Annotated in this window: 23 protein-coding genes; 18 read left to right on the top strand and 5 right to left on the bottom strand. The window is 70.7% G+C overall.

All coding sequences use genetic code 11. The annotated features are described in order from the left end of the window. The 4 genes from N790_RS10680 to N790_RS10665 all read left to right on the top strand — a co-directional run. The coding region (locus N790_RS10680; protein WP_043804034.1) for an ABC transporter permease at positions 1-762 on the top strand (762 nt) is incomplete at its 5' end. A 53-nt stretch (positions 763-815) separates the two neighbouring features. Continuing rightward, positions 816-1,907: a glycine cleavage system aminomethyltransferase GcvT gene (gcvT, locus tag N790_RS10675; RefSeq protein WP_043804027.1), complete on the top strand. Its 1,092-nt coding sequence runs from the start codon at positions 816-818 to the stop codon at positions 1,905-1,907. An 84-nt stretch (positions 1,908-1,991) separates the two neighbouring features. Continuing rightward, the gene (gcvH, locus tag N790_RS10670; RefSeq protein WP_043804026.1) at positions 1,992-2,387 is read left to right on the top strand and encodes a glycine cleavage system protein GcvH; all 396 of its coding nucleotides are present in this window, start codon (positions 1,992-1,994) and stop codon (positions 2,385-2,387) included. 785 nt (positions 2,388-3,172) lie between these two features. Further along, positions 3,173-3,541, top strand: coding sequence for a hypothetical protein (locus N790_RS10665; RefSeq protein WP_211251986.1), 369 nt, complete (start codon positions 3,173-3,175; stop codon positions 3,539-3,541). A gap of 144 nt (positions 3,542-3,685) precedes the next feature. On the opposite strand, the gene N790_RS10660 is transcribed toward N790_RS10665, so the two are convergent. Continuing rightward, on the bottom strand, positions 3,686-4,900 hold the full coding sequence (locus N790_RS10660) for a serine hydrolase domain-containing protein (protein WP_052385875.1): 1,215 nt from the start codon (positions 4,898-4,900) through the stop codon (positions 3,686-3,688). A gap of 81 nt (positions 4,901-4,981) precedes the next feature. On the opposite strand from N790_RS10660, the gene N790_RS10655 reads away from it, so the two are divergent. Both N790_RS10655 and N790_RS10650 read left to right on the top strand, forming a co-directional pair. Further along, positions 4,982-5,566: a LemA family protein gene (locus tag N790_RS10655; protein WP_156970041.1), complete on the top strand. Its 585-nt coding sequence runs from the start codon at positions 4,982-4,984 to the stop codon at positions 5,564-5,566. 2 nt (positions 5,567-5,568) lie between these two features. Then, complete coding sequence (locus tag N790_RS10650) at positions 5,569-7,485, top strand: M48 family metallopeptidase (protein ID WP_043804024.1); 1,917 nt, start codon at positions 5,569-5,571, stop codon at positions 7,483-7,485. Positions 7,486-7,497: 12 nt separating this feature from the next. Here the strand turns inward: N790_RS10650 and N790_RS10645 are convergent, their stop codons facing one another. After that, positions 7,498-9,093: a GMC family oxidoreductase gene (locus tag N790_RS10645; RefSeq protein WP_043804023.1), complete on the bottom strand. Its 1,596-nt coding sequence runs from the start codon at positions 9,091-9,093 to the stop codon at positions 7,498-7,500. A 166-nt stretch (positions 9,094-9,259) separates the two neighbouring features. On the opposite strand from N790_RS10645, the gene N790_RS10640 reads away from it, so the two are divergent. The 5 genes from N790_RS10640 (at position 9,260) to N790_RS10620 (ending at position 14,460) form a co-directional block, all read left to right on the top strand. Continuing rightward, positions 9,260-10,594 (top strand): NTP/NDP exchange transporter, encoded by a 1,335-nt coding sequence (locus N790_RS10640; RefSeq protein WP_043804022.1) that lies wholly within the window; start codon positions 9,260-9,262, stop codon positions 10,592-10,594. A gap of 15 nt (positions 10,595-10,609) precedes the next feature. Then, positions 10,610-12,073, top strand: coding sequence for a DUF4932 domain-containing protein (locus N790_RS10635; RefSeq protein ID WP_043804021.1), 1,464 nt, complete (start codon positions 10,610-10,612; stop codon positions 12,071-12,073). Positions 12,074-12,147: 74 nt separating this feature from the next. After that, positions 12,148-13,257 carry an S-(hydroxymethyl)glutathione dehydrogenase/class III alcohol dehydrogenase gene (locus N790_RS10630; RefSeq protein ID WP_043804020.1) on the top strand — a complete coding sequence of 370 codons (1,110 nt, stop codon included), beginning with the start codon at positions 12,148-12,150 and terminating at the stop codon, positions 13,255-13,257. Between the two features lie 5 nt (positions 13,258-13,262). Further along, entirely contained in the window at positions 13,263-14,099 is an 837-nt protein-coding gene (gene fghA, locus N790_RS10625) for an S-formylglutathione hydrolase (protein WP_211251987.1), read from the top strand. 10 nt (positions 14,100-14,109) lie between these two features. Continuing rightward, a complete protein-coding gene (locus N790_RS10620) occupies positions 14,110-14,460 on the top strand; it encodes a DUF1304 domain-containing protein (protein ID WP_043804018.1) in 351 nt (116 codons plus the stop codon). Here the strand turns inward: N790_RS10620 and N790_RS10615 are convergent. The 3 genes from N790_RS10615 to N790_RS10605 are packed head-to-tail and all read right to left on the bottom strand — an operon-like array spanning position 14,451 to position 18,302. Next, positions 14,451-14,936, bottom strand: a complete 486-nt coding sequence (locus N790_RS10615) for a hotdog fold domain-containing protein (protein ID WP_043804017.1) — start codon at positions 14,934-14,936, stop codon at positions 14,451-14,453. The genes N790_RS10620 and N790_RS10615 overlap by 10 nt on opposite strands. Positions 14,937-14,949: 13 nt before the next feature. Beyond that, the gene (locus N790_RS10610) at positions 14,950-17,427 is read right to left on the bottom strand and encodes an acyl-CoA dehydrogenase (protein ID WP_043804016.1); all 2,478 of its coding nucleotides are present in this window, start codon (positions 17,425-17,427) and stop codon (positions 14,950-14,952) included. Next, the gene (locus N790_RS10605) at positions 17,424-18,302 is read right to left on the bottom strand and encodes an alpha/beta fold hydrolase (protein ID WP_245593776.1); all 879 of its coding nucleotides are present in this window, start codon (positions 18,300-18,302) and stop codon (positions 17,424-17,426) included. The genes N790_RS10610 and N790_RS10605 overlap by 4 nt, the downstream gene beginning before the upstream one ends. A gap of 115 nt (positions 18,303-18,417) precedes the next feature. On the opposite strand from N790_RS10605, the gene N790_RS10600 reads away from it, so the two are divergent. The 7 genes from N790_RS10600 to N790_RS10570 form a co-directional block, all read left to right on the top strand. Further along, positions 18,418-19,002, top strand: coding sequence for a TetR/AcrR family transcriptional regulator (locus tag N790_RS10600; RefSeq protein ID WP_043804015.1), 585 nt, complete (start codon positions 18,418-18,420; stop codon positions 19,000-19,002). A gap of 126 nt (positions 19,003-19,128) precedes the next feature. After that, a complete protein-coding gene (locus N790_RS10595; protein WP_043804014.1) occupies positions 19,129-20,874 on the top strand; it encodes a phosphoenolpyruvate carboxykinase (GTP) in 1,746 nt (581 codons plus the stop codon). Between the two features lie 23 nt (positions 20,875-20,897). Further along, positions 20,898-21,797, top strand: coding sequence for a histone deacetylase family protein (locus N790_RS10590; RefSeq protein ID WP_211251985.1), 900 nt, complete (start codon positions 20,898-20,900; stop codon positions 21,795-21,797). A gap of 47 nt (positions 21,798-21,844) precedes the next feature. Then, positions 21,845-22,423 carry an RNA polymerase sigma factor gene (locus N790_RS10585; RefSeq protein ID WP_425388034.1) on the top strand — a complete coding sequence of 193 codons (579 nt, stop codon included), beginning with the start codon at positions 21,845-21,847 and terminating at the stop codon, positions 22,421-22,423. Next, positions 22,416-22,874: a hypothetical protein gene (locus N790_RS10580; RefSeq protein WP_043804012.1), complete on the top strand. Its 459-nt coding sequence runs from the start codon at positions 22,416-22,418 to the stop codon at positions 22,872-22,874. The genes N790_RS10585 and N790_RS10580 overlap by 8 nt, the downstream gene beginning before the upstream one ends. A 32-nt stretch (positions 22,875-22,906) precedes the next feature. Beyond that, positions 22,907-23,812 carry a DUF4097 family beta strand repeat-containing protein gene (locus tag N790_RS10575; RefSeq protein ID WP_043804011.1) on the top strand — a complete coding sequence of 302 codons (906 nt, stop codon included), beginning with the start codon at positions 22,907-22,909 and terminating at the stop codon, positions 23,810-23,812. A 222-nt stretch (positions 23,813-24,034) separates the two neighbouring features. Further along, positions 24,035-24,648, top strand: a 614-nt coding sequence (locus N790_RS10570; RefSeq protein WP_043804010.1) for a TonB-dependent receptor plug domain-containing protein, incomplete at its 3' end; no start/stop codon positions are given.

Raw genomic sequence — 24,648 nt, 5'->3', positions numbered from 1 at the left:
CGGCGCGTGCTGCGCGGCTGGCGCGGCTGGGCGGTGGCGCTGCCCGCGCTGGTGGTGGTGCTGCTGGGCTTCGGCGTGCCGGTGCTGCAGCTGCTGGCCTGGTCCTGGCAGTCGCGCGCGGACCTGCCCGGGGTCGGCGAGGCGGCGCTCAACACCGCGTTGCTCGCCGCGATGGCGGCGGTGGGCGTGCTGCTGCTGTCGCTGGCCTTCGCCGGGCTGGCGCGGCGCAGCGGCGGCGACCCCTTGGTGCGTGCCGCCGGTTTCACCGCGGGCCTGGGTTACGCGGTGCCGGGCACGGTGCTGGCGGTGGGTGCGATGTGGTTGCTGGTGGCAGTGGAGCAGGCCGCGCCCTGGCTGTCGGCGCTGGCGCTGAGTTCGTCGGTGGCCGGCGTGCTGCTGGCGCTGTGCGCGCGTTTCCTGCGCGTGGGCCACGAGGCCACGGAAACCGCTTTCCAGGCGCTGCGACCCTCGCTGCTCGAATCCGCGCGCCTGCTGGGGGCGCCGCGCTGGCAGCGTTTCCACCGCGTCGCGCTGCCGCTGCTTCGCCCCGGCCTGGTGGCGGCGCTGCTGCTGGTGCTGGTCGAGGTGGTGAAGGAACTGCCCGCCACGCTGATGCTGCGTCCCTTCGGCTGGGACACGCTGGCCGTGAAGATCCACGGCTACACCAGCGAAGGCCTGTGGGCGCAGGCCGCCTGGCCGGCGCTGTGGCTGTGCCTGGTCGGCCTGCTGCCCGTCTGGTGGCTGGTCCGGCAACAGCGCTGAGGCCGGCGCGTCTGCGATAATGGGGGTCTTTTCCGGGCCACCAGGGCAGGGCGATGAGCAAGAAGACGATCCTCAACGACACCCACCGGGCGCTCGGCGCCAAGATGGTGGACTTCGGCGGCTGGGACATGCCGATCAACTACGGTTCCCAGATCGAGGAACACCACCAGGTGCGCCGCGACGCCGGCATGTTCGACGTCTCGCACATGACCATCCTCGACCTGCACGGCGCGCAGGTGCGGCCCTTCCTGCGCAAGCTGGTGGCCAACTCGGTGGACAAGCTCAAGGCGAAGGGCAAGGCCCTGTACGCCTGCATGCTCGACGAGAAGGGCGGCGTCATCGACGACCTGATCGTCTATTACCTGGCCGAGGACTTCTTCCGCCTGGTGGTGAACGCCGCCACCCGCGACAAGGACCTGGCCTGGATCACGGCACAGGCGGCCCCGTTCGGCGTGGCCATCACCGAGCGCCGCGACCTGGCCATCGTCGCCGTGCAGGGCCCGAACGCCCGCGCCAAGGTGATCGAGCTGCTCAGCCCCGAGGCCGCGCAGGCCGCCGGCAAGCTCGGCAAGTTCGTGGCCTGCGAGGCCGACGGCCTGTTCGTCGCCCGCACCGGCTACACCGGCGAGGATGGCTTCGAGGTGATGGTGCCCGAGGCGCAGGCGGTGGATTTCTGGAACCGCCTGCTGGCCGTCGGCGTGAAGCCGGCCGGCCTGGGCGCGCGCGACACCCTGCGCCTGGAGGCGGGCATGGCGCTGTACGGCCAGGACATGGACGAGTCGGCCACGCCTTATGAAGCCGGCCTGGCCTGGACGGTCGCGCTCGACGAGGGCCGCGACTTCACCGGCCGCGCCGCGCTCGAGGCGCAGAAGGCCGCCGGCGCCGCGCGCCAGATGATCGGCCTGGTGCTGGACGAGAAGGGCGTGCTGCGCCACGGCCAGGCGGTGTTCTGCGCCAGCGGCGAGGGCGAGATCCTGTCGGGTACCTTCTCGCCGACCCTGGGCAAGGCCATCGCGCTGGCGCGCGTGCCGGCCGGCGAGGTCGGCGCGGTCGAGGTCGACATCCGCGGCAAGCGCCTGCCCGTGCGCGTGGTGAAGTACCCGTTCGTCCGCGACGGCGCCGCCCAGCCAGGCGTGCTGGCCTGAGCCGACGGCCGGGTGCCACGCCGGCCCGGCCGCGTTTAAACTAACCCCACCCCTGTTCGCACCACCGATCCCGAGGCCCCAACGATGAGCGAGATTCCCGGCGACCTGAAGTTCCTCAAGTCCCACGAGTGGGCCCGTGTCGAAGACAACGGCCGCGTCACCGTCGGCATTTCCGACCACGCCCAGGGCCTGCTCGGCGACCTGGTCTACGTCGAGCTGCCCAACGTCGGCGACAGCGTCGAGCAGGGCGCGGCCACGGCCGTGGTCGAGTCGGTCAAGGCCGCCTCCGACGTTTATTCCCCGGTGTCGGGCAAGGTGGTCGAGGTGAACTCGGCGCTGTCCGACAAGCCCGAGACCATCAACGAGGACGCCTTCGGCGAGGGCTGGATCTTCGTGATCGAGCCGTCCGAGCCGGAGCAGCTCAAGGAGCTGCTGTCGCCGGACGACTACGCCCAGCTGCTCGAGGACGAAGGCCACTGAGGCCATCGCCCCACCCGTCGAAGCCACCGGCCGCCCTGTGCGGCCGGTGCTTTTTCCGGCACCCGAAAGTGCGCGACGCCGTCCCGGTTTCGCGCACTTTTGCTTTTTGCGGTGCGCAAAACGGTTCCGGCCGGAGTTTTTTTTCGCCCCGCCAGGTGCTCGCCGGGCGCCGTCCGGGAGCATCGGGAAGCGGTTCCGGAAACACCGCGCCGAAGTCGCGCGCCGACACGGGTTTGTAATCGGAGAGCCATTTTTCCGATGTTTTTTTTCATGCGTGTTTCTCCGACGCGCACCAAGGGTGTAACGACGACCCGTTCGCGCGCCGCCATCGCAGGCGCAAGTCCCGGCCAGCCCTTGAATTTTTTTTTGCGAAGTTGTTGACAGGGCGAAATCCCGTGATTAGCTTTCGCCCAGCAGACATCAACTGCGGAAGCGAGTGATCAGGAACGAGTCGACAACGCGAGCCACGACACCCAACTCCACCCCGGAACTCATCACGGTGGATCAGGGCCAACATCCCTCCGCGAAATCGAAATCGTCCTTCCGCAAACAGCGAATTTCCGACGCCCGGGCCGCTTTCGGTCCGGGCGTTTCCGTTTCCGGCGCCGCCCCGCGCCGGCCCAAATCCGCCCGTCGCGCCTCGAGCGCGACGGCGGTACGCCCCGGGAATCGTCCCGTGGCGGTGCCTTTGTGACTGGGCAGTCCAAAAGCCAACTGACGAGGAGTTGACCATGGCTACTAAGAAAGCTGCGAAGAAACCGGCCAAGAAGGCCGCGAAGAAGACCGTGAAGAAGGCCGCCAAGGCCGTCAAGAAGGTCGTGAAGAAGGCCGCCAAGAAGGTTGCCAAGAAGCCGGCCAAGAAGGCTGCGAAGAAGGTCGCCAAGAAGCCGGCCAAGAAGGCCGCGAAGAAGGCTGTCAAGAAGACCGCCAAGAAGGCTGCGAAGAAGGCTGCCAAGAAGGTCGCCAAGAAGCCGGCCGCCAAGAAGTCGGCTGCCAAGAAGCCGGCCAAGAAGAAGGCTGCCAAGAAGGCTGCCAAGAAGCCGGCGGCCAAGAAGGCTGCCAAGAAGCCGGCTGCCAAGAAGAAGGCTGCGCGCAAGCCGGCCGCCAAGAAGCCGGCTGCCATGCCGGCCGCCCCGGTTGCCCCGGCGCTGTAAGGCGCCACAACCAAAAGCTACAAGTCTGGACTCTCTCCCCGTGTTGCCCAGGCGGGGAGGGAGACTTTCCAAAGGCACGCAGACGCCGGCTCAATGCCGGCGTTCGCTTTTGTGGGGTTCGGGAATCCGCGCCGCGCGCGGGGATCAGCGCCGGCGGGCGCCGCGCCGCACCGGCGCCTGCATCGGGCCGAGCCAGTCGCGGGCCGGCAGGCCCAGGGCCTTGTCGAGCGTGGTCGGCAGCAGGCCGGTGGGCATCGCGCTCTCGCTGTTCCAGAGGATCACCACGCCGATGTCCTTCTCGGGCAGGAAGGCGGCCAGCGCGCGGTAACCCTGGACGGCGCCGCCGTGGAAGACCAGGGTGTGCCCGGCGTAGTCGTAGATGCGCCAGCCCAGGCCGTAGTAGGCGCTGCGCAGGCGGTCGCGGCGCCAGCCGCTGCCGCGCACTTCGCCGGGCGTGGCGACCTGCGGGGTCTGGATCTCGTTGAGCACCTCGGGCGGCAGCACGTCGGGGCGGTGGCCCATCTGCGCCACCAGCCAGTTCGCCATGTCGCGCACCGAGGCGTTGACGCCGGCCGCCGGCGGGATGCGGTAGTAGGTTTCCTTCGGCCGCACCGGCACCCAGGTGCCGCCGCTGCGCACGTGCGGGCGCGCCCAGCTCGGGCTCGACTCCAGGCCTTCGCGGCCGAAGGTGGCGCCGAACATGCCCAGCGGGTGGAACAGGCGCTTTTCGACCTGGTGCGCGTAGAAGTCGCCGGTGGCGGCGAACACCATGTCGCCGACCAGGCTGAAGGCGATGTTCTGGTAGGCGTAGCACTCGCCCGGGCTGCAGGTGAGCGGCGCCTCGGAAAGTTTTTCGGCCAGCAGCGGGTAGGGCTGGTTGGCCTCGAGGTCGCGGTCGTAGGTGTTGTAGGCCAGGCCGACCTGGTGGCTGAGCACCTGGCGCACGGTGATCTTCTGCGCCGCGGCGCCGTCGCGCAGGGTGAACGCGGGCAGCTGGTTGACGATGGGGCTGTCCCAGCTCATCGCGCCCTCGCTCACCAGCAGGGCGCTGAGGGTGCCGGCGAAGGCCTTGGACAGCGAGGCCACCCGGAACGCGGTGTCGGGCGTGACCGGCTGGCGCAGCTTGCTGTCCACCACGCCGTAGCCGCGCAGCGACACCACCTTGCCGTCTTCGACGATGGCCATGGCCAGGCCGGGGATGCGGGCGCGGGTGACGACCTGTTCGGCCAGCCGCTCCATCTCCCGCGCCTCGTCGCTGAAGTCGTCGGCGGCGCGGGCGCCGGTGGCGCAGGCGAGGCCGGCCAGCGCGAGCAGCGGCAGGGCGAGGAGGGGGGCGGAACCGGCTTTCGTGCGTGGCATGGGCAACGTATGCTTGGCGAACACGGCCATTCTAGCGCGGTGGGTGCGCAGCGGCCGCAACCGGGGAGCAAAGAAATGGCAATGACTCTGCTAGTGCTGGTCGTCGCGGCGGCCGCATTCCTGTTCTGGGGCGTTGGCATCTACAACGGCCTCGTCACCGCCCGCAACGCCTTCAAGAACGCGTTCGCGCAGATCGACGTGCAGCTGACCCGCCGTTACGACCTGATCCCGAACCTGGTCGAGGTGGCCAAGGGGTACCTCAAGCACGAACGCGAGACGCTCGAGGCCGTCATCCAGGCCCGCGCCGCAGCCGTGAGCGGCCTGGCCGCCGCCAAGGCGCGCCCGGGCGACGACGCCGCCATGGCGCAGCTCGGCAGCGCCGAGAGCGGCCTGGCCGGCGCCCTGTCGCGGCTGATGGTGGTGGCCGAGGCCTATCCCGACCTCAAGGCCAACCAGAACATGATGCAGCTCACCGAGGAGATGACCTCGACCGAGAACCGCATCGCCTTCGCGCGCCAGGCCTACAACGACAGCGTGATGGCCTACAACAACAAGCGCGAGGTGTTCCCCTCGAACATCATCGCCGGCATGTTCAACTTCGCCCACGCCGCCCTGCTCGAGATCACCGAGCCGGCCAAGCGCGAGGCGCCCAAGGTCTCGTTCTAGGCTTGAACTTCTTCGCGCGCCAGGACCAGGCCCGGCGCCAGTCGCGCCGGCTGGTGCTGCTGTTCACGCTCGCCGTGGTGGCGATCGTGGTGGCGGTGGACGTGTTCTTCCTGCTGGCCTTCGGCGGCCTGGGCGGGGTGTCGGCGCCGGGGTCCACCGGCGCCGGCCTGGTGATGGCCACCCTGCTGACGCTGTCGATCATCGGCCTGGGTTCGCTCTACCGCATCTCCAGCCTGCGCCAGGGCGGCGCCGCGGTCGCCACCCAGCTCGGCGGCACGCCGGTGCCCGAGGACACCCACGACTTCCACTACCGGCGCCTGCGCAACGTGGTGGAGGAGATCGCCATCGCCTCGGGCGTGCCGGTGCCGCAGGTGTTCGTGCTCGAGCAGGAAGCGGGCATCAACGCCTTTGCCGCCGGTTACGCGCCCAGCGACGCCGCCGTGGCGGTCACCCGCGGCGCGCTCGACAAGCTCAACCGCGACGAGCTGCAGGGCGTCATCGCCCACGAGTTCAGCCACGTGCTGAACGGCGACATGCGGCTCAACATCCGCCTGATGGGCGTGCTGTTCGGCATCCTGGTGCTGGCGGTGGTGGGCCGGAAGATCCTGCAGCACGGCGGCCGCGGCAGCCGCAATTCCAAGGGCGCCGGGCCGGTGCTGCTGGCAGCGCTGGGCCTGATGGTGGTCGGTTACATCGGCCTGTTCTTCGGCCGCCTGATCAAGGCCGGCGTCAGCCGCCAGCGCGAATTCCTGGCCGACGCCTCGGCCGTGCAGTTCACCCGCCAGACCAAGGGCCTGGCCGGCGCTCTCAAGAAGATCGCCGGCCTGCCCGACGGTTCGAAGCTGGCCAGCCGCGACACCGAGGAAGTGGCGCACATGTTGTTTGGCGACGGCGTGGGGTATTCGTCGCTGTTCGCCACCCACCCGCCGCTGGTCGCGCGCATCCAGGCGCTGGAGCCCTCGTTCAAGCCATCCGCAGTGGCCGACCTGGTGGCGCGTTGGCAGATGCACCCGCCCTCGGGCCTTGACGAAGACTTGGCCCTGGGCCTCGCAGGGCCCGTTCCGCCGCCGCTGCCGGGCGAGCACGCCGAGCTGCAGGTGACGCCGCCCTCGGTGGTGGCCCAGGTGGGCGCGCCGCGCAGCGACGACTACGTGCGCGCCGGCGCCCTGGTGGAGGCCATGCCGGACGTGCTGCGCCGCGCCGCGCACGAGCGCGAGGAAGCCGTGCCGCTGCTGTTCGGCCTGCTGATGGCCGCGCCCGGCCCGGTGCGCGAGCGCCAGCAGTTCGAACTGGCCGCGCGCAACGACGAGCGCGTGGCGCGCCAGGCGCTCGACTACGCCGACCGCCTCTCGGAACTGCCGCGCCTGCTGCACCTGCCGCTGGCGGCCATGGCCATGCCGGCGCTGCGCAAGCGGCCGCGCCCGGAGCTCGAGCGCTTCATGGACGGCTGCTTCGCGCTCACCCACGCCGACGGCCAGGTGAGCCTGTTCGAATACTGCCTGGGCCGCCTGCTGCGGGTGCAGGTGCGCGACGCGCTGGATCCCGCCGGTGCCTGGGTGCCCGGCCACCGCCACCTGTCCCGCTGCGCGCCGCACGCGATCGCGCTGATGGCGGTGCTGGCGCAGGCGGGCCACGCCGACGCCGATTCGGCGCGGCGCGCCTACCTGGCCGGCATGGCGCGGGTGTTCCCGCGCGTCGATTCGCCCTACCAGCCGCCGGCGGAGCCGCTGCGCGCGCTCGACGAAGCCTGGCCCGTGCTCGACGAACTCGAGCCCATGGGCAAGGAGCTGCTGCTGGAAGGCCTGGTGGCCGCAGTGAGCCACGACGGCCGCCTGAACGTGGCCGAGGCCGAGCTGCTGCGTGCGGTCTGCGCCTCGCTGCACTGCCCGCTGCCGCCGATGCTGGAACAGCGGGGCTGAGCCCCGCGTCGCTCAGGCCGCCAGACCGCGGATCAGGTCGGCGGCGCGCTCGGCGATCATCATGGTCGGGGCGTTGGTGTTGCCGCCCACCAGCCGCGGCATCACCGAGGCGTCCACCACGCGCAGGCCGTCCACGCCCTTCACGCGCAGCTGCGGGTCGACCACGGTGCCGGCGTCCTTCGGGTCGCCCATCCGGCAGGTGCCCACCGGGTGGTAGATGGACTCGGCCTTGCGGCGGATGAAGGCGACCAGGTCGGCTTCCTCCTGCACGCGCGCGCCGGGGAACAGTTCCTCGCCGCGGTAGGGCGCGAAGGCCGGCTGGGCCAGGATCTCGCGCGAAATGCGCAGCGCCTCCACCATCACCTGCAGGTCGAAACCCTCGGGGTCGCTGAGGTAGGCCGCTTCGATGCGCGGCTTGTCGGCGGCGCTGGCGCTCACCAGCGACAGCCGGCCGCGGCTGCGCGGGCGCAGGCCGCAGGCGTGCAGGGTGTAGCCATTGCCGGGCAGGCGGTTGCGGCCGTGGTCGTCGAGCTGGGCCGGCACGAAGTGGAACTGCATGTCCGGGCGTTCGTCCTCGGCCAGGCGGCTGCGCAGGAAACCGCCGGCTTCGGCGATGTTGCTGCTGCCCGGGCCCCTGCGGCCCATCAGGTAGTACTGGAAGGCCACCGCCGCGTCGCTCAGGCGGTCGTAGCTGAGGCCCTGGGTGCAGCGCTGCAGGGTGCAGATGTCGAGGTGGTCGTGCAGGTTGCCGCCCACGCCCGGCAGGTCGGCGACCACGCCGATGCCATGCTGCCGCAGGTGCGCGGCCGGGCCGATGCCCGAGAGCATCAGCAGCTGCGGCGAATTGATGGCGCCGCCGCACAGGATCACCTCGCGGCTCGCGCCCTCGCAGAAGGCGCCACGGCCCTTCACCGAATACACCACGCCGGTGGCGCGGCCCTTGTCGAAGGTGACCCGGCTGGCGGCGGCGTGGGTGACCACCTTGAGGTTCGGGCGGTGCCGCACCGGCGCCAGGTAGGCGCGGGCGCTGGAACTGCGGGCGCCGTCGCGGGTGGTGGTCTGGTACCAGCCGAAGCCGTCCTGGCGGGCGCCGTTGAAGTCGTCGCTGGCGGCGTGGCCGGCTTCGCGGGCGGCCTGGAGGAAGACTTCGGACAGCGGGTTGCGGTGGCGCGGGTCGGACACGCCCAGCGGGCCATCGCCGCCGTGCAGTTCGCTGGCGCCGCGCTCGTTGCCTTCGCTGCGGCGGAAGTAGGGCAGGGCGTTCGACCACTGCCAGCCCTCGGCGCCCATCGCGGCCCACTCATCGTAGTCGCGGGCGTGGCCGCGGATGTAGCACATGGCGTTGATCGAGCTCGAACCGCCCAGCACCTTGCCGCGCGGCCACCACAGCAGGCGGCCGTCGAGCGCGGGTTCGGGCGCGGTGCTGTAGTCCCAGTTCACGCCCTTCTTGCCGACCAGCTTGGCCAGGCCCGCGGGCATGTGGATGAACGGGTGCCAGTCGCTGGGGCCGGCCTCGAGCAGCAGGACGCGGCAATCCGGGTCCTCGCTGAGCCGGTTGGCCAGCACGCAGCCGGCGGATCCCGCACCCACGATGATGTAGTCGTACACGCGTTCGGCTTCTTTTTCGTTGACCGACCGAGGCTAGGCCCCGCATCTAGAGCAAACACTCGGGGATGGCGTCCGTTCCCGCTAACCGTGAACAGGTTCACTGTGCGCGCGGCTGGCGGCGACCGGCCGGGTTGGCTATCGTGCGCGCACCCCGACCGGAACCACGATGACCCAGGCCCCGCCCACCGCCGGCCGATTCGACCACCTGCGCGGTGCGCTGCGGGAGTTCCCGCCGTTGCTGTGGTCGTTCCTGTACTTCTTCTTCCTGCTCACCGGCTATTACGTGCTGCGGCCGGTGCGCGACGCCATGGGCGCCTCCGGCGACGTGCAGGCGGTGTTCCCGGCGGGCCTGGTGGACTGGGCGGCGGCGCGCGGCGTGGCCCTGGGCGACCTGACCCTGCAGGTGCTGTTCACCGGCACCTTCCTGGTGATGCTGCTGCTGCAGCCGGCCTACGGCGCCCTGGTCAGCCGCTTCCCGCGCCGGGTGTTCCTGCCGGTGCTGTACCTGCTGTTCATCGCCTGCCTGCTGGGATTCTACATCCTGTTCGGGCGTGAAGTGCCCGGCCGCGGCGCGGTGTTCTTCATCTGGGTGGCGGTGTTCAACCTGTTCGCGGTGTCGGTGTTCTGGAGCTTCATGGCCGACATCTACAGCGACACCGAGGCGCGCCGCCTGTACGGCTTCATCGCCGCCGGCGGCACCATCGGCGGCTTCACCGGGCCGCTGATCACGCGCGTGCTGGTGAACCAGGTGGGCGTGGCCAACCTGCTGCTGGTGTCGGCGGCGCTGCTGGCGCTGGCCGTGGTGTGCATCCTGCGCCTGGGGCGCTGGGCGCGCCTGCGCGAGCTCGAACGCGGCCGCGAGGGCAACGAGCAGGCCATGGGCGGCAGCATGCTGGCCGGGCTGCGCCTGCTGCGCGACCAGCCGCTGCTGCGGGCGATGGCGGTGATCATGTTCTTCGGCGTGGGCGTGGGCACGCTGCTCTACAACGAGCAGGCGGCGATCGCGCGCGCCTTCTACCCGGGCGACGAGGCGCGCACGGCCTACTACGCCAACATCGACCTGGCCATCAACCTGGTCACGATCCTGGTGCAGGTGTTCCTGACCCGCACGCTGCTGGTGCGCTTCGGCGTGGCGCCGGTGCTGCTGATCCCGGCAGTGGCCATCCTGCTGGGCTTCGCCGCGCTCACCGCGTCGCCGCTGCCGCTGCTGGTGGCGGTCGTGCAGGTGGCCACGCGCGCCGGCGAGTTCTCGCTGGCCAAGCCGGCGCGCGAGACGATCTACACGCGGGTGGACCGGGAGATCCGCTACAAGGGCAAGGCGGTCATCGACACGGCCGTGTACCGCGGCGGCGACCTGTTCTTCGTCTGGACGCACAAGTTCCTGGCGGCCTTCGGCTCGAGCGTGGTGTTCGGCGCCGGCCTGCTGGTGGCGGGTGCCATGACCTTTGGCGCGTGGCGCCTGATCCGCGAACAGGCCAAGCTGCCCGCCTCGCCGCCCTGAAACCCGGGAGCCCGCATGGCTCGCGTCCTTCGACTGCTGACCCTGACCCTGGCCCTCCTTTGCGCCTGGCTGCCGCCGGCCGCGCTGGCGGTCGAGGTGCGGGTGGACCCGCGGGTGGAATTCGCGGCGCTGATGTGCCGGCTGGCCGGTTTCGAGGAATACCAGGGCCCCGGCATCGCCGACTATGACGCCGCGGTGGACGCGCATTTCTCCCGCTTCCGCGACCACCCGGCCATCGCCACCGTGCGCGCGCTGCGCGAGGAGGTGGGCCTGGCCTACAACATGCCGGTGGAGCTGGCGCTGGCCACCGGCGACAACGATTGGAAGCTGCGCCTGCGACCCGGCGCGCCCGGCTCGACCCTGGACGCGCGCTGGACGCCCGCCGCCGCCGACCGCTTCCTGCAGGCCGCCGCCACGCTGTGGCGCGACGCCGACGCCCCGGCTTTTTTCGCCACGCAGGCGCCGCGTTTCCGCGAGGTGGAGTCGGTGCTTTCCGAAACCCTGCGCCCGCGCCTGGACGCGTCCTGGTTCGACCGCCAGTACGGCGTCGACCCGCGCCGGCGGCTGGTGGTGGTGGCGGGGCTGCTCAACGGCCCGAACAGCTACGGCCCGCACCTGGACCTGCCCGGCGGCCGCCGCGAAACCTACGCCGTGCTAGCCACGCCGCCGATGCCCGCGGGCAGCGCGCCGTCGTATCCGGCCGACCAGGTCGCCAGCCTGCTCATCCACGAACTGCACCATCCGTACGTGAACCCCTGGGTCGAGGCCAACGCGGCGCGTCTGGAGAAAGGCGCCAGCGCGCTGTTCGAAGCGGTGCGGCCGCAGATGACCGCGGCTGCCTACGGCCAGTGGAACTACATGCTCAACGAAAGCCTGGTGCGCGCCCAGGTGCTGCGTTATTACCGCGCCCGCGGCAACGAGGGCGCGTACCAGCGCAACCTGCGCGAAGACCGCGGCCGCGGTTTCGCCTGGGTGGCCGCGCTGGCGGACGCCCTGGACGCAGCGCAGTCGGAGGCGCCCGAAGGCGCGCCCGCCTTCGGTCCGGCCGCGGAGGCCGCCGTGTTCGCCTTCTTCGACCACTGGGGCCGCGAACCGGCCGCGCGCATCGCCGCCGAGGACGCGCGCCTGGAAAAGCGCCAGCGCGAACGCCAGGCCACCGGCGTGCAGCTGGTGTCGGCCACGCCGGCGCTGGAAGGGGGCGTGGTCGCGCCGGGCGAGGGCGAGCTGCGGCTGGAATTCGACCGCGCCATGGCGCCGTCGGTGTCGGTGCAGGGCGAGCCGCCGGAAGTGACCGGCCGGCCGGCCTGGGACGCGTCGCGGCGGGTGCTGGTGATCCCCGTGCGTTTCGCGGCAGGCGCGACCCACGTGCTGTGGCTCAACGACGAACTCTCGCCCGGCCAGGGCTTCCGCGGCGAAGACGGCGAATGGCTGGTGCCGCGCGAATGGCGCTTCCGCGTCGAAGGCGCCGCCGGGGAATGAGCGTTGCGGCGGTGTGGACGCCGCCTTGCCGGCGCTTGCGCTAACCTCCCTGTTCCAAGCCCGGGAGCAAGCCCATGAAAGTCAGAGCCGCCGTCGCGCACAAGGCCGGTGCACCGCTGAGCATCGAAACCGTCGACCTCGAGGGCCCGCGCTTCGGCGAGGTGCTGGTCGAGATCAAGGCCACGGGCGTCTGCCACACCGACCAGTTCACGCTTTCGGGCGCCGACCCGGAGGGCCTGTTCCCGGCCATCCTGGGCCACGAGGGCGCGGGCGTGGTGGTCGACGTCGGCCCGGGCGTGAAGTCGCTGAAAAAGGGTGACCACGTCATCCCGCTGTACACGCCCGAGTGCCGCGAGTGCGAGTACTGCCTCAACCCCAAGACCAACCTCTGCCAGTCCATCCGCAGCACCCAGGGCCAGGGCCTGATGCCCGACGGCAGCAGCCGCTTCAGCCTCGACGGCAAGCCGGTGCTGCACTACATGGGCACCTCCACCTTCGCCAACTACACCGTGGTGCCTGAGATCGCGCTGGCGAAGATCCGCGAGGACGCGCCCTTCGACAAGGTCTGCTATATCGGCTGCGGCGTCACCACCGGCATCGGTGCGGTCATCTTCACCGCCAAGGTGGAGGTGGGCTCGAAGGTGGTGGTGTTCGGCCTGGGCGGCATCGGCCTGAACGTCATCCAGGGCGCGCGCCTGGCCGGCGCCGACATGATCGTGGGCGTCGACCTCAACCCCGGCCGCGAGGCCATGGCGCGCAAGTTCGGCATGACCCACTTCGTGAACCCGAAGGACGTGGAAGGCGACCTGGTGCCGTATCTGGTTTCGCTGACCAAGGGCGGCGCCGACTACACCTTCGAATGCATCGGCAACACCCAGGTGATGCGCCAGGCGCTCGAGTGCGCGCACAAGGGCTGGGGCACCAGCGTCATCATCGGCGTGGCCCCGGCCGGCGCCGAGATCAGCACGCGGCCCTTCCAGCTGGTCACCGGCCGCAACTGGCGCGGCAGCGCCTTCGGCGGCGCCCGCGGCCGCACCGACGTGCCGAAGATCGTGGACTGGTACATGGACGGCAAGATCGACATCGATTCGCTGATCACCCACACGATGCCGCTGGAGAAGATCAACGACGCCTTCGACCTGATGCACCGCGGCGAATCCATCCGCTCCGTGGTGGTCTACTGATGGCGATCGAGCTGCTCTCCGAGCACGGCTGCTTCGGCGGCGTGCAGGGGTTCTACCGCATGGCCTCGCCGGCCTGCGGCGGCGACATGCGCTTCGCGGTGTTCCAGCCGCCGCAGGCGCGTTCGGGCAAGGTGCCGGTGCTGTATTTCCTGGCCGGCCTGACCTGCAGCGAGGAGACGGCCACCATGAAGGCCGGCGCCCAGCGCGTGGCCGCCGAACTGGGCCTGATGCTGGTGATGCCCGACACCAGCCCGCGCGGCACCGGCATCGAGGGCGCCACCGGCGACTGGGAATTCGGCGAGGCCGCGGGTTTCTACCTCGACGCCACCCAGGCGCCGTGGAGCTCGCGCTTCCGGATGGAAACCCACGTGGTGCACGAGCTGCCGGCAGCGGTGCTGCAGCATTTCCCGGCCGCGCCGGGGCGCGCGGGCATCTCCGGCCATTCCATGGGCGGCCACGGCGCGCTGGTGCTGGCGCTGCGGCACCCGGAGCGCTACCGCAGCCTGTCGGCGTTCGCGCCGATCGTGGCGCCCAGCCGGGTGCCCTGGGGCGAGAAGGCGTTTTCGCGCTACCTCGGCGAGCACCCGCGCGCCTGGGCCGAGCACGACGCCTGCGAGCTGGTGAAGCGCCGCCCGTTCGGCGGCACGATCCTGGTGGACCAGGGGCTGGACGACAAATTCCTGGCCACCCAGCTGCAGCCCGAGCGCTTCGAGGCCGCCTGCGCCGAGGCGGGGCAGGGCCTGCGGCTGCGCCGGCATGCCGGCTACGACCACGGTTACTATTTCATCGCCAGCTTCATCGAGGACCACCTGCGGCACCACGCCGCCCTGCTCGCCGACTGACGGAGGCTGCATGTCACCGATCGCGATCGCGCTGACCGCCCTGGTCGCCCTGCTGCACCTGGGCTTCCTGGTGCTGGAGATGTTCTTCTGGACCAAGCCCCTGGGCCGCAAGGTGTTCCGGCTCGACCCGCAGGTGGCCAGGGATTCCGCGAAGCTGGCGATGAACCAGGGCCTCTACAACGGCTTCCTGGCCGCCGGCCTGCTCTGGGGCCTGTGGCTGGGCGACCGCGGCATCTGCCTGTTCTTCCTGGGCTGCGTGGTGGTGGCGGGCCTGTTCGGCGCCGCCACGGTGAAGCGCAGCATCCTGTACGTGCAGGCGCTGCCCGCCATCCTCGCCGCCATCGCGGTGCACTATTTCTGATCGCGGCCCGGCCTGGGGCTGACCCACATGGTGATCACGGCGTTGAAGACCTTCTCGCCGGCGGGGTCGAACACATCCACGTTCACCGGCAGGTCGTAGCCGGCCTCCGCGGCCACGATGGGCACCAAGGGCGTGGCCACGCCGCGCTGGGTGCCGACCGCCTTCTTCAGGTACTGCACGGTCATGCCCTTGGGGATCCAGCGCATGCCCTTGGGCAGCGAGGCGTCGGTCATCACGCCGCCCACCAGTTCGGCCAGGTTGCACAGCGCGATCGCGTGCACCGTGCCCAGGTGGTTCTGCAGCCGCCGCTTGTGCGGGATGGTGGCCTCGCAGCGGCCCGCTTCGAGTACCCGGAAGGTGGGCGAGACGGAGCCGAAGTAGGGCGCCTTGAAGCACACGGCGCGGCTGAAGAGCCAGTGGCCGGCCGGCCAGCGGGTGAACTTGCGGTACAGGCGCAGCAGCGGCGTGTCGGCCATCGTCGTGTCGGTCTCAGGCGGCGCGGGTGGCCTGGGCGGCCTTGGGCTTGTCCATGTGCAGCGAGGCGGCCTGCAGCTCGAACGGGTCGAAGTCGTCCACGCTGATCGCGTCCCAGGTCAGGGCGCGCAGCTCCTCGAGCTGGGCCTTTTCCTCGGCGGTGATCCAGCCCTCGGCCACGCCCTCGGCCAGCTGCGAGGCGAAGTCCAGCGCCTCGATGTCGCTGTTCTTGAGCGCCTTGAGGAACTTGCGCTCGACCGGCTCGGCCAGGATCACCTTCGGCAGGTAGCTGTTGATGCGGCCGGCCGGGTTGTTCTCGCAGGGCGTCAGGAACACGCCTGAGGCCATGCGGTCGCGCGCGTCGGAAGGCGACATCAGCAGCGCGGCGGCGCGGCGGCCCAGGCGGTCGGACGGCAGCTGGGCGCGGCGGCCCCACGGGAACACCAGCATCCACATCAGCCAGCCCACCGGGCGGATCGGGAAGTTGCGCAGCGCGCCCGACAGCGCCAGTTCGATCTTGTGCGCGGCGTCGTGGAAGGCGTAGGCCAGCAGCGGCTGCTCGGCCGCCGGGCGGCCCTCGTCCTCGTAGCGCTTGAGCATGGCGCTGGCGATGTAGAGCTGGCTGAGCACGTCGGCGTAGCGGCCGGAGATCTTCTCCTTGAACTTGAGCTTGCCGCCCAGCGTGAGCATGGAGACGTCGGCCACCAGGGCCAGGTTGGCCGAGTAGCGGTTGAGCTTGCGGTAGTAGCGGCGGGTGTAGGCGTCGCCCGGCACCTTGCCGATGCGCGCGCCCACCAGGCCCAGCACCCAGCTGCGCACGGCGTTGGAGATGGCGAAGCCGATGTGGCCGAACAGGCTGTGGTCGAACTCGCGCAGGCCGGCGGCCTGGTCGGGGTTCTGCGCCGCCTGCATTTCCTTGAGCACCCACGGATGGCAGCGGATGGCGCCCTGGCCGAAGATCATCAGGGTGCGGGTCATGATGTTGGCGCCCTCGACCGTGATCGAGATCGGCGCCGCCTGCCAGCCGCGGCCCAGGTAGTTCATGGGGCCGAGGATGACGCCCTTGCCGCCGTGGATGTCCATGGCGTCGCGCGCGACTTCGCGGGCGAGTTCGGTGGCGTGGTACTTGGCGATGGCCGAGGGCACGGCCGGCTTCTCGCCGCGGTCGACGGCGGCGGCGGTGGCCTGCGACAGCGCGGCGCAGGCGTAGGCGTTGCCGGCGATGCGCGCCAGCGCTTCCTCGACGCCCTCGAAGCGGCCGATCGACAGGCCGAACTGCTTGCGGATGCGCGCGTACGCGCCGGTGACCACGGCCGCCAGCTTCGACGCGCCGGCCGAGGTGGAGGGCAGGGTGATGGCGCGGCCCACGCTCAGGCACTCGACCAGCATGCGCCAGCCGTGGCCGATGTAGTCCTCGCCGCCGATCAGCTGGCTGAGCGGCAGGAACACTTCCTGGCCGCGCACCGGGCCGTTCTGGAAGGCGCAGTTGAGCGGGAAGTGGCGACGGCCGATCTCGAGCCCGGTGGTATCGCGCGGGATCAGGGCCAGGGTGATGCCGCGGTCGCTCTGGTCGCCCAGCAGCTTGTCCGGGTCGTGCAGGCGGAAGGCCAGGCCGATGACGGTGGCCACCGGCGCCAGCGTGATGTAGCGCTTGTCGAAGGTGAGCTTGACGCCCAGCACGCGCGCGCCGTTCCAATCGCCTTCGCAGACGATGCCGAAATCAGGCAGCGAGGTGGCGTCGGAGCCGGCGCTCGGGCCGGTCAGCGCGAAGCAGGGCACCTCGCGGCCGTCGGCCAGGCGCGGCAGGTAGTAGTCCTTCTGCTCCTTGGTGCCGTAGTGCAGCAGCAGTTCGGCCGGGCCCAGCGAGTTGGGCACGCCGACCGTGGAGCTGAGCGTGGCCGAGACCGAGGCCAGCTTCTGGATCACCTTGTGGTGCGCCAGCGCCGAGAAGCCCAGGCCGCCGTACTCCTTCGGGATGATCATGCCGAAGAACTTGTTCTTCTTCAGGTAGTCCCACAGCTCCGGCGGCAGGTCGTTGCGGACGTGGGTGACTTCCCAGTCGTTGGTCATGCGGCAGGCCTGCTCGACCGGGCCGTCCAGGAACGCCTGTTCCTCGGCGGTGAGTTCCGGCTTGGGCTGGGCCAGCAGGGTTTCCCACTTCGGCATGCCCGAGAACAGCTCGCCTTCGAAGCCCACGGTGCCGGCGTCGAGCGCGGTCTTCTCGGTGTCCGAGAGCTTGGGCAGCATCTTCGTGTAGATGCGTAGCAGGGTGCGGGTGATGACCGCCTGGCGCAGCGGGGTGATGAGCAGCGGCAGCGCCACCACGGCCAGCAGCACGGCCGCGACGGTGGTGGCCGTCATGTTGGCGCCGGCGAGCGCGACGGCCACCAGCGCGGTGGCGGAAAGCGCGGTGAAGACCGCCAGGCTCCAGCGGTGGTAGGCCACCAGCAGGGTCGCCAGCAGCAGCGCGAGGAAGGGGGCGAGGATGCTCATCGGGTGTCTCCGTGGGCGGCCGCGTGGGGGGCGGCCAGGTCGCAAAGGAACTGCAGCAGGGTGTCGGTGAAAGCGTCGTTGTCGTCGCCGGCCACCATATGGGTGGCGTGTGGCAGTTGGACGTGGCGGGCGTGCGGCGCCAGTTCCAGGAAGTGTCCGACCGTGTGGTCGGTGACCAGGTCGCTGCGGCCGCCGCTGACCAGCAGCACCGGCACGTCGAGCTCGCGGCAGGCCTGTTCGATCGGCGCCTGCAGCGCCTCCGTGCCGGGGATGAATTCGCTGAGCAGGCGCGGGTCCCAGTGCCAGCCCAGGCGGCCATCGTCGCGCGGCTGCAGCAGGTGCGCCAGCTGGCCGGGCGTCTTGCGCTCGCGGCGGTGCGGCAGGTAGGCGGCGATTTCCGCCGCGGCGTGTTCGAAGGATTCGAAGCCGTCGGGGTGCGCGGTCATGAAACCGAGGATGCGCTCGACGCCGGCGGCTTCCCAGCGCGGCGTGATGTCCACCAGCACCAGCGCCGAAAACACCCGGTCGCGGGCCTGCGCCATCAGCCCGGTCAGCCCGCCCATCGAGGCGCCGACCAGGATCGGGGCGGGGCCCAGCGCCCGCGCCACCGTGCCGACGTCGGACACGAACTGCTCGCCGGCATAAGGCTGGTGCGCCGGGTTGCGGCCGGACTGGCCATGGCCGCGCACGTCCCAGGCCAGGCTGGCGTGGCCGGCTTCGGCCAGGCGCTGCTGGGTGGCGCTCCAGGCCTGGCGGGTCTGGCCGAAACCATGCGCCAGCAGCAGCCCGGGGCCGCGGCCCGGCATGCGTGCCGCGGCCAGGCGCAGGCCGTCGTCCGCCTGCAACTGCAGGGGCAAGGGCGGGGGCGCGGGCACGGCGCGTTCTTGGGCAAGGATGACCATACGGCCGAGTATGGGGTGCGATTTTCGCCCCTGTCAATACCAATCCGTATGGTGCATGATCGTTCCATCCCGTAGACTTGCCGACCGTATGGTAAACGCCGCCCCCAAGAACGACCGCCCCTCCCGCCTGAGCGCGGAGGACTGGGCGCTCGCCGCGCTCGACGTGATCGCCGAGCAGGGCCTGGCGGCCGTGGCGGTGGAGCCGCTGGCGCGCCGCCTCGGCGTCACCAAGGGCAGCTTCTACTGGCATTTCCCGTCGCGTGAAGCCCTGCTGGTCGCGGCGCTGGAACGCTGGGAAGTGATGGAGCAGGAAACCGTGTTCGGCCAGCTCGAGGCCGTGCCCGAACCGCGCGCGCGCCTGAAGGCGCTGTTCCAGCTGGTGGCGTACGAGCTCAAGCCACACATCATCTACAGCGAACTGCTCAAGGCGCTCGACCACCCGGTGGTGCAGCCGGTGCTGCACCGCGTCTCGCAGCGCCGCCTCGACTACCTCACCGCCAGCTTCCGCCAGGCCGGCCTGCCGCGCCTGGACGCGCAGAACCGCGCGCGCCTCACCTACGCGGCCTACGTCGGTTTCCTGCAGCTTTCGCTGCAGCTCGGGCAGCCGCGCCTCCACCACGATGAATTCGAAGCCTACGTCGGCCACGTGATGGCGACGTTGATCCCGGAATAGCGGTTTCCCAAGGGAAATTCGGGGGACAGGCTGTCATCAAGCCGTTAGAATACGCAGGCATAGGCCGGCGCCATGCGCTGCCTCCCGGTTTCCCCTTGATAGGCCCCGCCAGGAGCCCCGTTCGCCATGTCCAGCCAGCTTGCCAGCCTCAATGATTGGGTCGCTTCGGTCGCCCAGCTCACCCAGCCCGACGCGATCCACTGGTGCGACGGCTCCGACGCCGAAAACGCCCGCCTGGTCGAACTGATGCTCGCCAACGGCGACCTCGTCAAGCTCAACGAGCAGACCCACCCGAACTGCTACCTGCACCGCTCCAGCCCGTCCGACGTCGCGCGCGTCGAACACCTCACCTTCGTCTGCACGCGCCACCCCGCCGACGCCGGCCCGAACAACAACTGGATGGACCCGGCGGAAGCGCACCGCGAGATGGACGCGCTCTACGCCGGCTGCATGCGCGGCCGCACCATGTACGTGGTGCCCTACTGCATGGGCCCCATCGATTCGCCGCTGTCGCGCTGCGGCGTCGAGATCACCGACAGCCCGTACGTGGTGGCCAACATGCGCATCATGACCCGCATGGGCGCCGCCGCGCAGGCGCGCATCGAGCGCGAGGGTTCGTTCGTGAAGGGCCTGCACTCGATCGGCGAGCTCGACCCGAACCGCCGCTTCATCATGCACTTCCCGGAAGAGCTCTCGATCCAGAGCTACGGCTCCGGCTACGGCGGCAACGCGCTGCTGGGCAAGAAGTGCCACGCGCTGCGCATCGCCAGCTACCAGGCCCGCACCGAGGGCTGGCTGGCCGAGCACATGCTGATCGTCGGCATCGAGAACCCGCAGGGCGAAACCCACTACGTCGCCGCCGCGTTCCCCAGCGCCTGCGGCAAGACCAACCTGGCCATGCTGATCCCGCCGGAAGGCTACCGCCGCGCCGGCTGGAAGGTCTGGACCGTGGGCGACGACATCTGCTGGATGCACCCGGGCGCCGACGGCCGCCTGTACGCCATCAACCCCGAGGCCGGCTTCTTCGGCGTGGCCCCGGGCACCAGCGAGAAGACCAACGCCAACGCGATGGCCATGCTCGACCACGATGCCATCTTCACCAACACCGGCGTCACCGCCGACGGCCAGCCCTGGTGGGAAGGCATGACCTCGGGCACGCCCGCGAAGGACTGGCAGGGCCGCGACTACGACAAGGCCGTGGGTCCCGCCGCGCACCCGAACTCGCGCTTCACCGTGAGCGCGAAGCAGTGCCCGAGCTACACGGCCAAGGCCGAAGACCCGCAGGGCGTGCCGCTGAGCGCCATCATCTTCGGCGGCCGCCGCGCCTCGCTGGTGCCGCTGGTGCTCGAGGCCCGCGACTGGACCCACGGCGTGCTCGTGGGCGCCTCCATGGCTTCCGAAACCACCGCCGCCGCCACCGGCGCGGTCGGCGTGGTGCGCCGCGACTCCATGGCCATGAAGCCCTTCGCCGGCTACAACTTCGGCGACTACTTCGCGCACTGGCTGTCGTTCGACAAGCCCGGCGCCAAGCTGCCGAAGATCTTCCAGGTGAACTGGTTCCGCAAGGACGCCGACGGTAAGTTCATGTGGCCGGGCTTCGGCGACAACATGCGCGTGCTCGAGTGGATGCTCAAGCGCGTCACCGGCCAGGCCCACGCGGTCGAGACGCCGGTGGGCAACCTGCCGCTGCCGGCCGACCTCGACACCGAGGGCCTGGGCCTGGACGCCGCCACGCTCGAGCAGCTGCTCACGCTCGACCGCGCCGGCTGGAAGGCCGAGATGGAAAGCATCGGCGAGTACCTCGAGGAATTCGGCGACCGTACGCCGGAGGTCCTCAAGGCCGAGCGCGCCCGGATCGCCGCCCAGCTCTGAAGGCCTTCTACTGCCACCACTTCGTGCTGCCATTGCCGGAAGGCCATGCCTTCCCGATGGCGAAGTACGCGCGGCTGCACGAGCGGGTGGCGGCGATGGCGCCGGCGCTGGGCATCCGCCTTGAAGAGCCGCCGGCCGCCAGCGACGACGACCTGCTGCGCGCGCACGAGCCCGGTTACGTGCGCGCCATGGCCGAAGGCAGCGCCGACGCGACGATGATGCGCCGCATCGGCTTCCCCTGGTCGGCGGCGATGGTGGAGCGTTCGCGGCGCTCCTCCGGCGGCACGATCATGGCGCTGCGCGCCGCGCTGGGAGGCGAGGGCGTGGCGGTGAACCTGGCCGGAGGCACCCACCACGCCGGCCCCGCGCGCGGCGGCGGCTACTGCGTGTTCAACGACGCCGCGGTGGCGGCCCGCCACGTCCAGGCGCACGGGCTGGCGCGCCGCGTGCTGGTGGTGGACCTGGACGTGCACCAGGGCAACGGCACCGCCGAAATCTGCGCCGGCGACGAGTCCATCTTCACCTTCTCGATGCACGCCGCCCGCAACTACCCGGCGGTGAAGCCCTGCTCCGACCTCGACGTGGCCCTGCCCGACGGCACCGGCGACGCGGCCTACCTCGACGCGCTGGCCGTGCACCTGCCCCAGGCCATCGGCCGCGCCCGCGCCGACGCCGTCGTCTACCTGGCCGGCGCCGACCCCTTCCAGGGCGACCGCCTGGGTTACCTGGCGCTGAGCAAACCCGGCCTGGCCGAGCGCGACCGGCAGGTGCTCGACGCCTGCCGCCGGCACGGCCTGCCGCTGGCGGTGTGCATGGCCGGCGGCTATGCCCCGGACGTCGAGGACATCGTGGACATCCACGAAGCCACGGTGCGCCAGGCCGCCGCGCACTGGCGCCGCGCCACGGGTTCGCCGGCCGTCTAAACCCCGGGGCCTTCGCCGGCATCCCAGTGGGTATGCTGACCCTCGCCATGTCCGAGCCCGCCGCCAGCCTCGCCGCCGCCCCGCCGCCGCGCGAGGAGGACCATGCCTTGGTGCGCGCCGCCGGCGCGGGCGACACCGGCGCCTTCGAGCAGCTCTACCGCAAGCATTCGCGCCGCGTGTACGCCGTGCTCTGGCGGCTGTGCGGGCACGAGGCCCGGGCCGAGGACCTGCTGCAGGAAGCCTTCGTGCGGGCCTGGCAGGCGCTGCCGGCGTTCCGCTTCGAAAGCGCCTTCGGCACCTGGCTGCACCGGCTGGCGGTGAACACCGCGCTGATGGAACTGCGCTCGCGCCGCGGTGGCGCCGCCCTGGAAACCGACGACGAGGCGCTGGAAAGCCACGCCACGCCCGACAGCGCCGGCCACCGCACCGCGCTGGGCCTGGACCTCGAGCGCGCCGTGGCCACGCTGCCGCCGCGCGCCCGCGCCGTGCTCGTGCTGCACGACATCGAGGGCTGGAAACACGAGGAGATCGCCGCCGAGCTGGGCATGGCGGTCGGAAGCTCGAAGGCCCAACTGCATCGCGCGCGCCAGCTGCTCCGGACGCGCCTGGGAGAAGACCATGGATGAGAACGAACTGCGCTGGCAGCTGCGCCAGCTGCCCCGCGAACTGGACCCGCCGCGCGACCTGTGGCCCGGCATCGCCGCGCGCCTGCAGGCGCCGGCCCCGCGCCGCCGCCGGCCGTGGCTGGGCGTGCTGGCGATGGCGGCCAGCCTGTGCCTGGCAGTCGGCGTCGCCTTCTACCTGCGCGGTCCCGCCGCCCCGGCCCCCGGCCTCGAGGCCGAGCTGGTGCAGCGCGAGGCCGAAGCGCTGACCCGCGAATACCAGGCCGCCCTGCGCGAATTCGAAGGCGCGCCGCTTCCGGAACCCCTGGCGCCCGCCCTGGCCACGCTCGACGACAGCGCCGCGGAGATCCGCGAGGCCCTGTCCGAACAGCCCGGTTCGGCACGCCTGCTCGACCAGCTCAAGCGCACCTACACCCGCCGCCTGGCCCTGACCCAGCGGGCGGTGGTCGGCTGAGGCCGCCAGCGTCCATATATAAGGAGAAACCCATGACCCCGCGCCCCCTTTTCCTGGCCGCCCTGCTGGCCTCCGCGCCGGCCTTCGCCGGCACCCCCATCAATGAAACCCGCCCGCTGCCCGCCGGCGGCGAGGTGAGCATCGAGAACCTCAAGGGCGAGGTCATCGTGCGTGCCTGGGACCGGCCCGAGGTGCGCATCACCGGCACCCTGGGCGAGGGCGTGGAAAAGCTCGAGATCGACGCCGACGGCGACGAGCTCGACATCAAGGTCAAATACCCCAGCAACAACGGCGGCTGGTTCGGCGGCGGCGACCGTTCCGAGCCCAGCACCCTGGAGATCAGCCTGCCCGCGACGGCCTCGGTGTCGGTGGACACGGTCAGCGCCGGGGTCGACGTGTCCGGCGTGCGGGGCCCGCGGCTGGGCGTGGACAGCGTCAGCGGCGACGTGCGGGTGCGCGCGGCACGGGTCGGCGAGGCGCGCTTCGACAACGTCAGCGGTTCGGTGGACGCCGAGGTCGAGAGCGACGACATCGGCGTGGACTCGGTCAGCGGCGACATCCGCGTGGCGGGGCGCCTGGGCGGCCGGGTCCGGGTCGACACGGTTTCCGGCGACGCCGAGCTCGAGCTCGGCCCGGTCGGCTCGCTGACCCTCAACTCGGTTTCGGGCGACCTGGGCGTAGCCGCCGGCCTGGCGCCGGGGGGCAGCATCCGCGCCGACTCGGTGAGCGGCGGCATCCGGGTGGCGCTGCCGGCCGCCGCCTCGGCCCGGATCGAGGTCGAGACCTTCAGCGGGGGCATCAGCAGCCCGGTCGGGGAGGTCAAAACCGAAAAATACGGCCCCGGCAAGTCCCTCCAGGCACGGTTGGGGCAGGGTGACGGCCTGGTCAAGCTGGAGTCCTTCTCCGGCAACGTGAGGATCAGCGTCGGCGACAAGTGATTGAAAATAAAGGATTAATAAAGCCCGGGGCGAGCGATCGCCCCGGGCTTTCCGCTTACTGGGTCGCACTTTTGCCTATACGCCGCCTTAACCCAGTTTGCGGGCCGTAAAGATTGCGTTATGCTCCGGGAGCCAAGGCGTCCTTCAATGACGAAAGTCGCCTCTAGGCTTTATGTCCCGAACTCTAGAGTCACCATCACTCTGACGTTGGAGAGAGAGTAAATGTCTAATTTCAATCAGCTGTCCGGCGCGATCCGTTTCGCGCTCCTCGCCGGCGCCGCTTCCACCTTCGCGGCGGTTCCCGCCTTCGCGCAGGAGTCGGAAGACGACGCCGCTACCCTCGAGACCATCGAGGTCACTGGTTCGCGCCTGAAGCGCGCCGAGATCGAGGGTGCCGTTCCGGTCATCGTCATCGACCGCGCCCAGATCGACGCCTCGGGTGACGTTTCCGTCGCCGACGTGCTGCGCGACTCGACGTTCGCGTCGTTCGGTAACTTCCGCCCGCAGTCCGGTTCGTCGGCCCAGTCGCTGGCCACCATCGACCTGCGTGGCCTGGGTTCGGGCCGCACCCTGGTGCTGATCGACGGCCGCCGCGCCCCGACCAACCCGATGTCCGCTTCCTCGGGCACCGACCTCAACGCCATCCCGCTGGCTGCCGTTGAGCGCATCGAGATCCTGTCTGACGGCGCCTCGGCCGTGTACGGCTCCGACGCCATCGGCGGCGTGGTCAACGTCATCACCCGCAAGGACTTCAACGGCGCCGAGCTCCGCTACGGCATCGGTTCGACCGAAGTCAAGGGCGGCGACCTGGAAGACATGTCCGTCGTGTTCGGCTC

It is taken from the genome of Arenimonas malthae CC-JY-1 (assembly GCF_000747075.1).
Taxonomy (GTDB): Bacteria; Pseudomonadota; Gammaproteobacteria; order Xanthomonadales; family Xanthomonadaceae; genus Arenimonas; species Arenimonas malthae.
This window is presented reverse-complemented; position numbering and strand designations above follow the sequence as displayed.

Excerpts from the sequence above, each read along its gene's own strand:
- gcvT (WP_043804027.1), top strand. The coding sequence starts at position 816 with ATGAGCAAGAAGACGATCCTCAACGACACCCACCGGGCGCTCGGCGCC.
- gcvH (WP_043804026.1), top strand. The coding sequence starts at position 1,992 with ATGAGCGAGATTCCCGGCGACCTGAAGTTCCTCAAGTCCCACGAGTGG.
- N790_RS10660 (WP_052385875.1), bottom strand. The coding sequence starts at position 4,900 with ATGCCACGCACGAAAGCCGGTTCCGCCCCCCTCCTCGCCCTGCCGCTG.
- N790_RS10655 (WP_156970041.1), top strand. The coding sequence starts at position 4,982 with ATGACTCTGCTAGTGCTGGTCGTCGCGGCGGCCGCATTCCTGTTCTGG.
- N790_RS10640 (WP_043804022.1), top strand. The coding sequence starts at position 9,260 with ATGACCCAGGCCCCGCCCACCGCCGGCCGATTCGACCACCTGCGCGGT.
- N790_RS10635 (WP_043804021.1), top strand. The coding sequence starts at position 10,610 with ATGGCTCGCGTCCTTCGACTGCTGACCCTGACCCTGGCCCTCCTTTGC.
- N790_RS10630 (WP_043804020.1), top strand. The coding sequence starts at position 12,148 with ATGAAAGTCAGAGCCGCCGTCGCGCACAAGGCCGGTGCACCGCTGAGC.
- N790_RS10620 (WP_043804018.1), top strand. The coding sequence starts at position 14,110 with ATGTCACCGATCGCGATCGCGCTGACCGCCCTGGTCGCCCTGCTGCAC.
- N790_RS10615 (WP_043804017.1), bottom strand. The coding sequence starts at position 14,936 with ATGGCCGACACGCCGCTGCTGCGCCTGTACCGCAAGTTCACCCGCTGG.
- N790_RS10610 (WP_043804016.1), bottom strand. The coding sequence starts at position 17,427 with ATGAGCATCCTCGCCCCCTTCCTCGCGCTGCTGCTGGCGACCCTGCTG.
- N790_RS10600 (WP_043804015.1), top strand. The coding sequence starts at position 18,418 with ATGGTAAACGCCGCCCCCAAGAACGACCGCCCCTCCCGCCTGAGCGCG.
- N790_RS10595 (WP_043804014.1), top strand. The coding sequence starts at position 19,129 with ATGTCCAGCCAGCTTGCCAGCCTCAATGATTGGGTCGCTTCGGTCGCC.
- N790_RS10585 (WP_425388034.1), top strand. The coding sequence starts at position 21,845 with ATGTCCGAGCCCGCCGCCAGCCTCGCCGCCGCCCCGCCGCCGCGCGAG.
- N790_RS10580 (WP_043804012.1), top strand. The coding sequence starts at position 22,416 with ATGGATGAGAACGAACTGCGCTGGCAGCTGCGCCAGCTGCCCCGCGAA.
- N790_RS10575 (WP_043804011.1), top strand. The coding sequence starts at position 22,907 with ATGACCCCGCGCCCCCTTTTCCTGGCCGCCCTGCTGGCCTCCGCGCCG.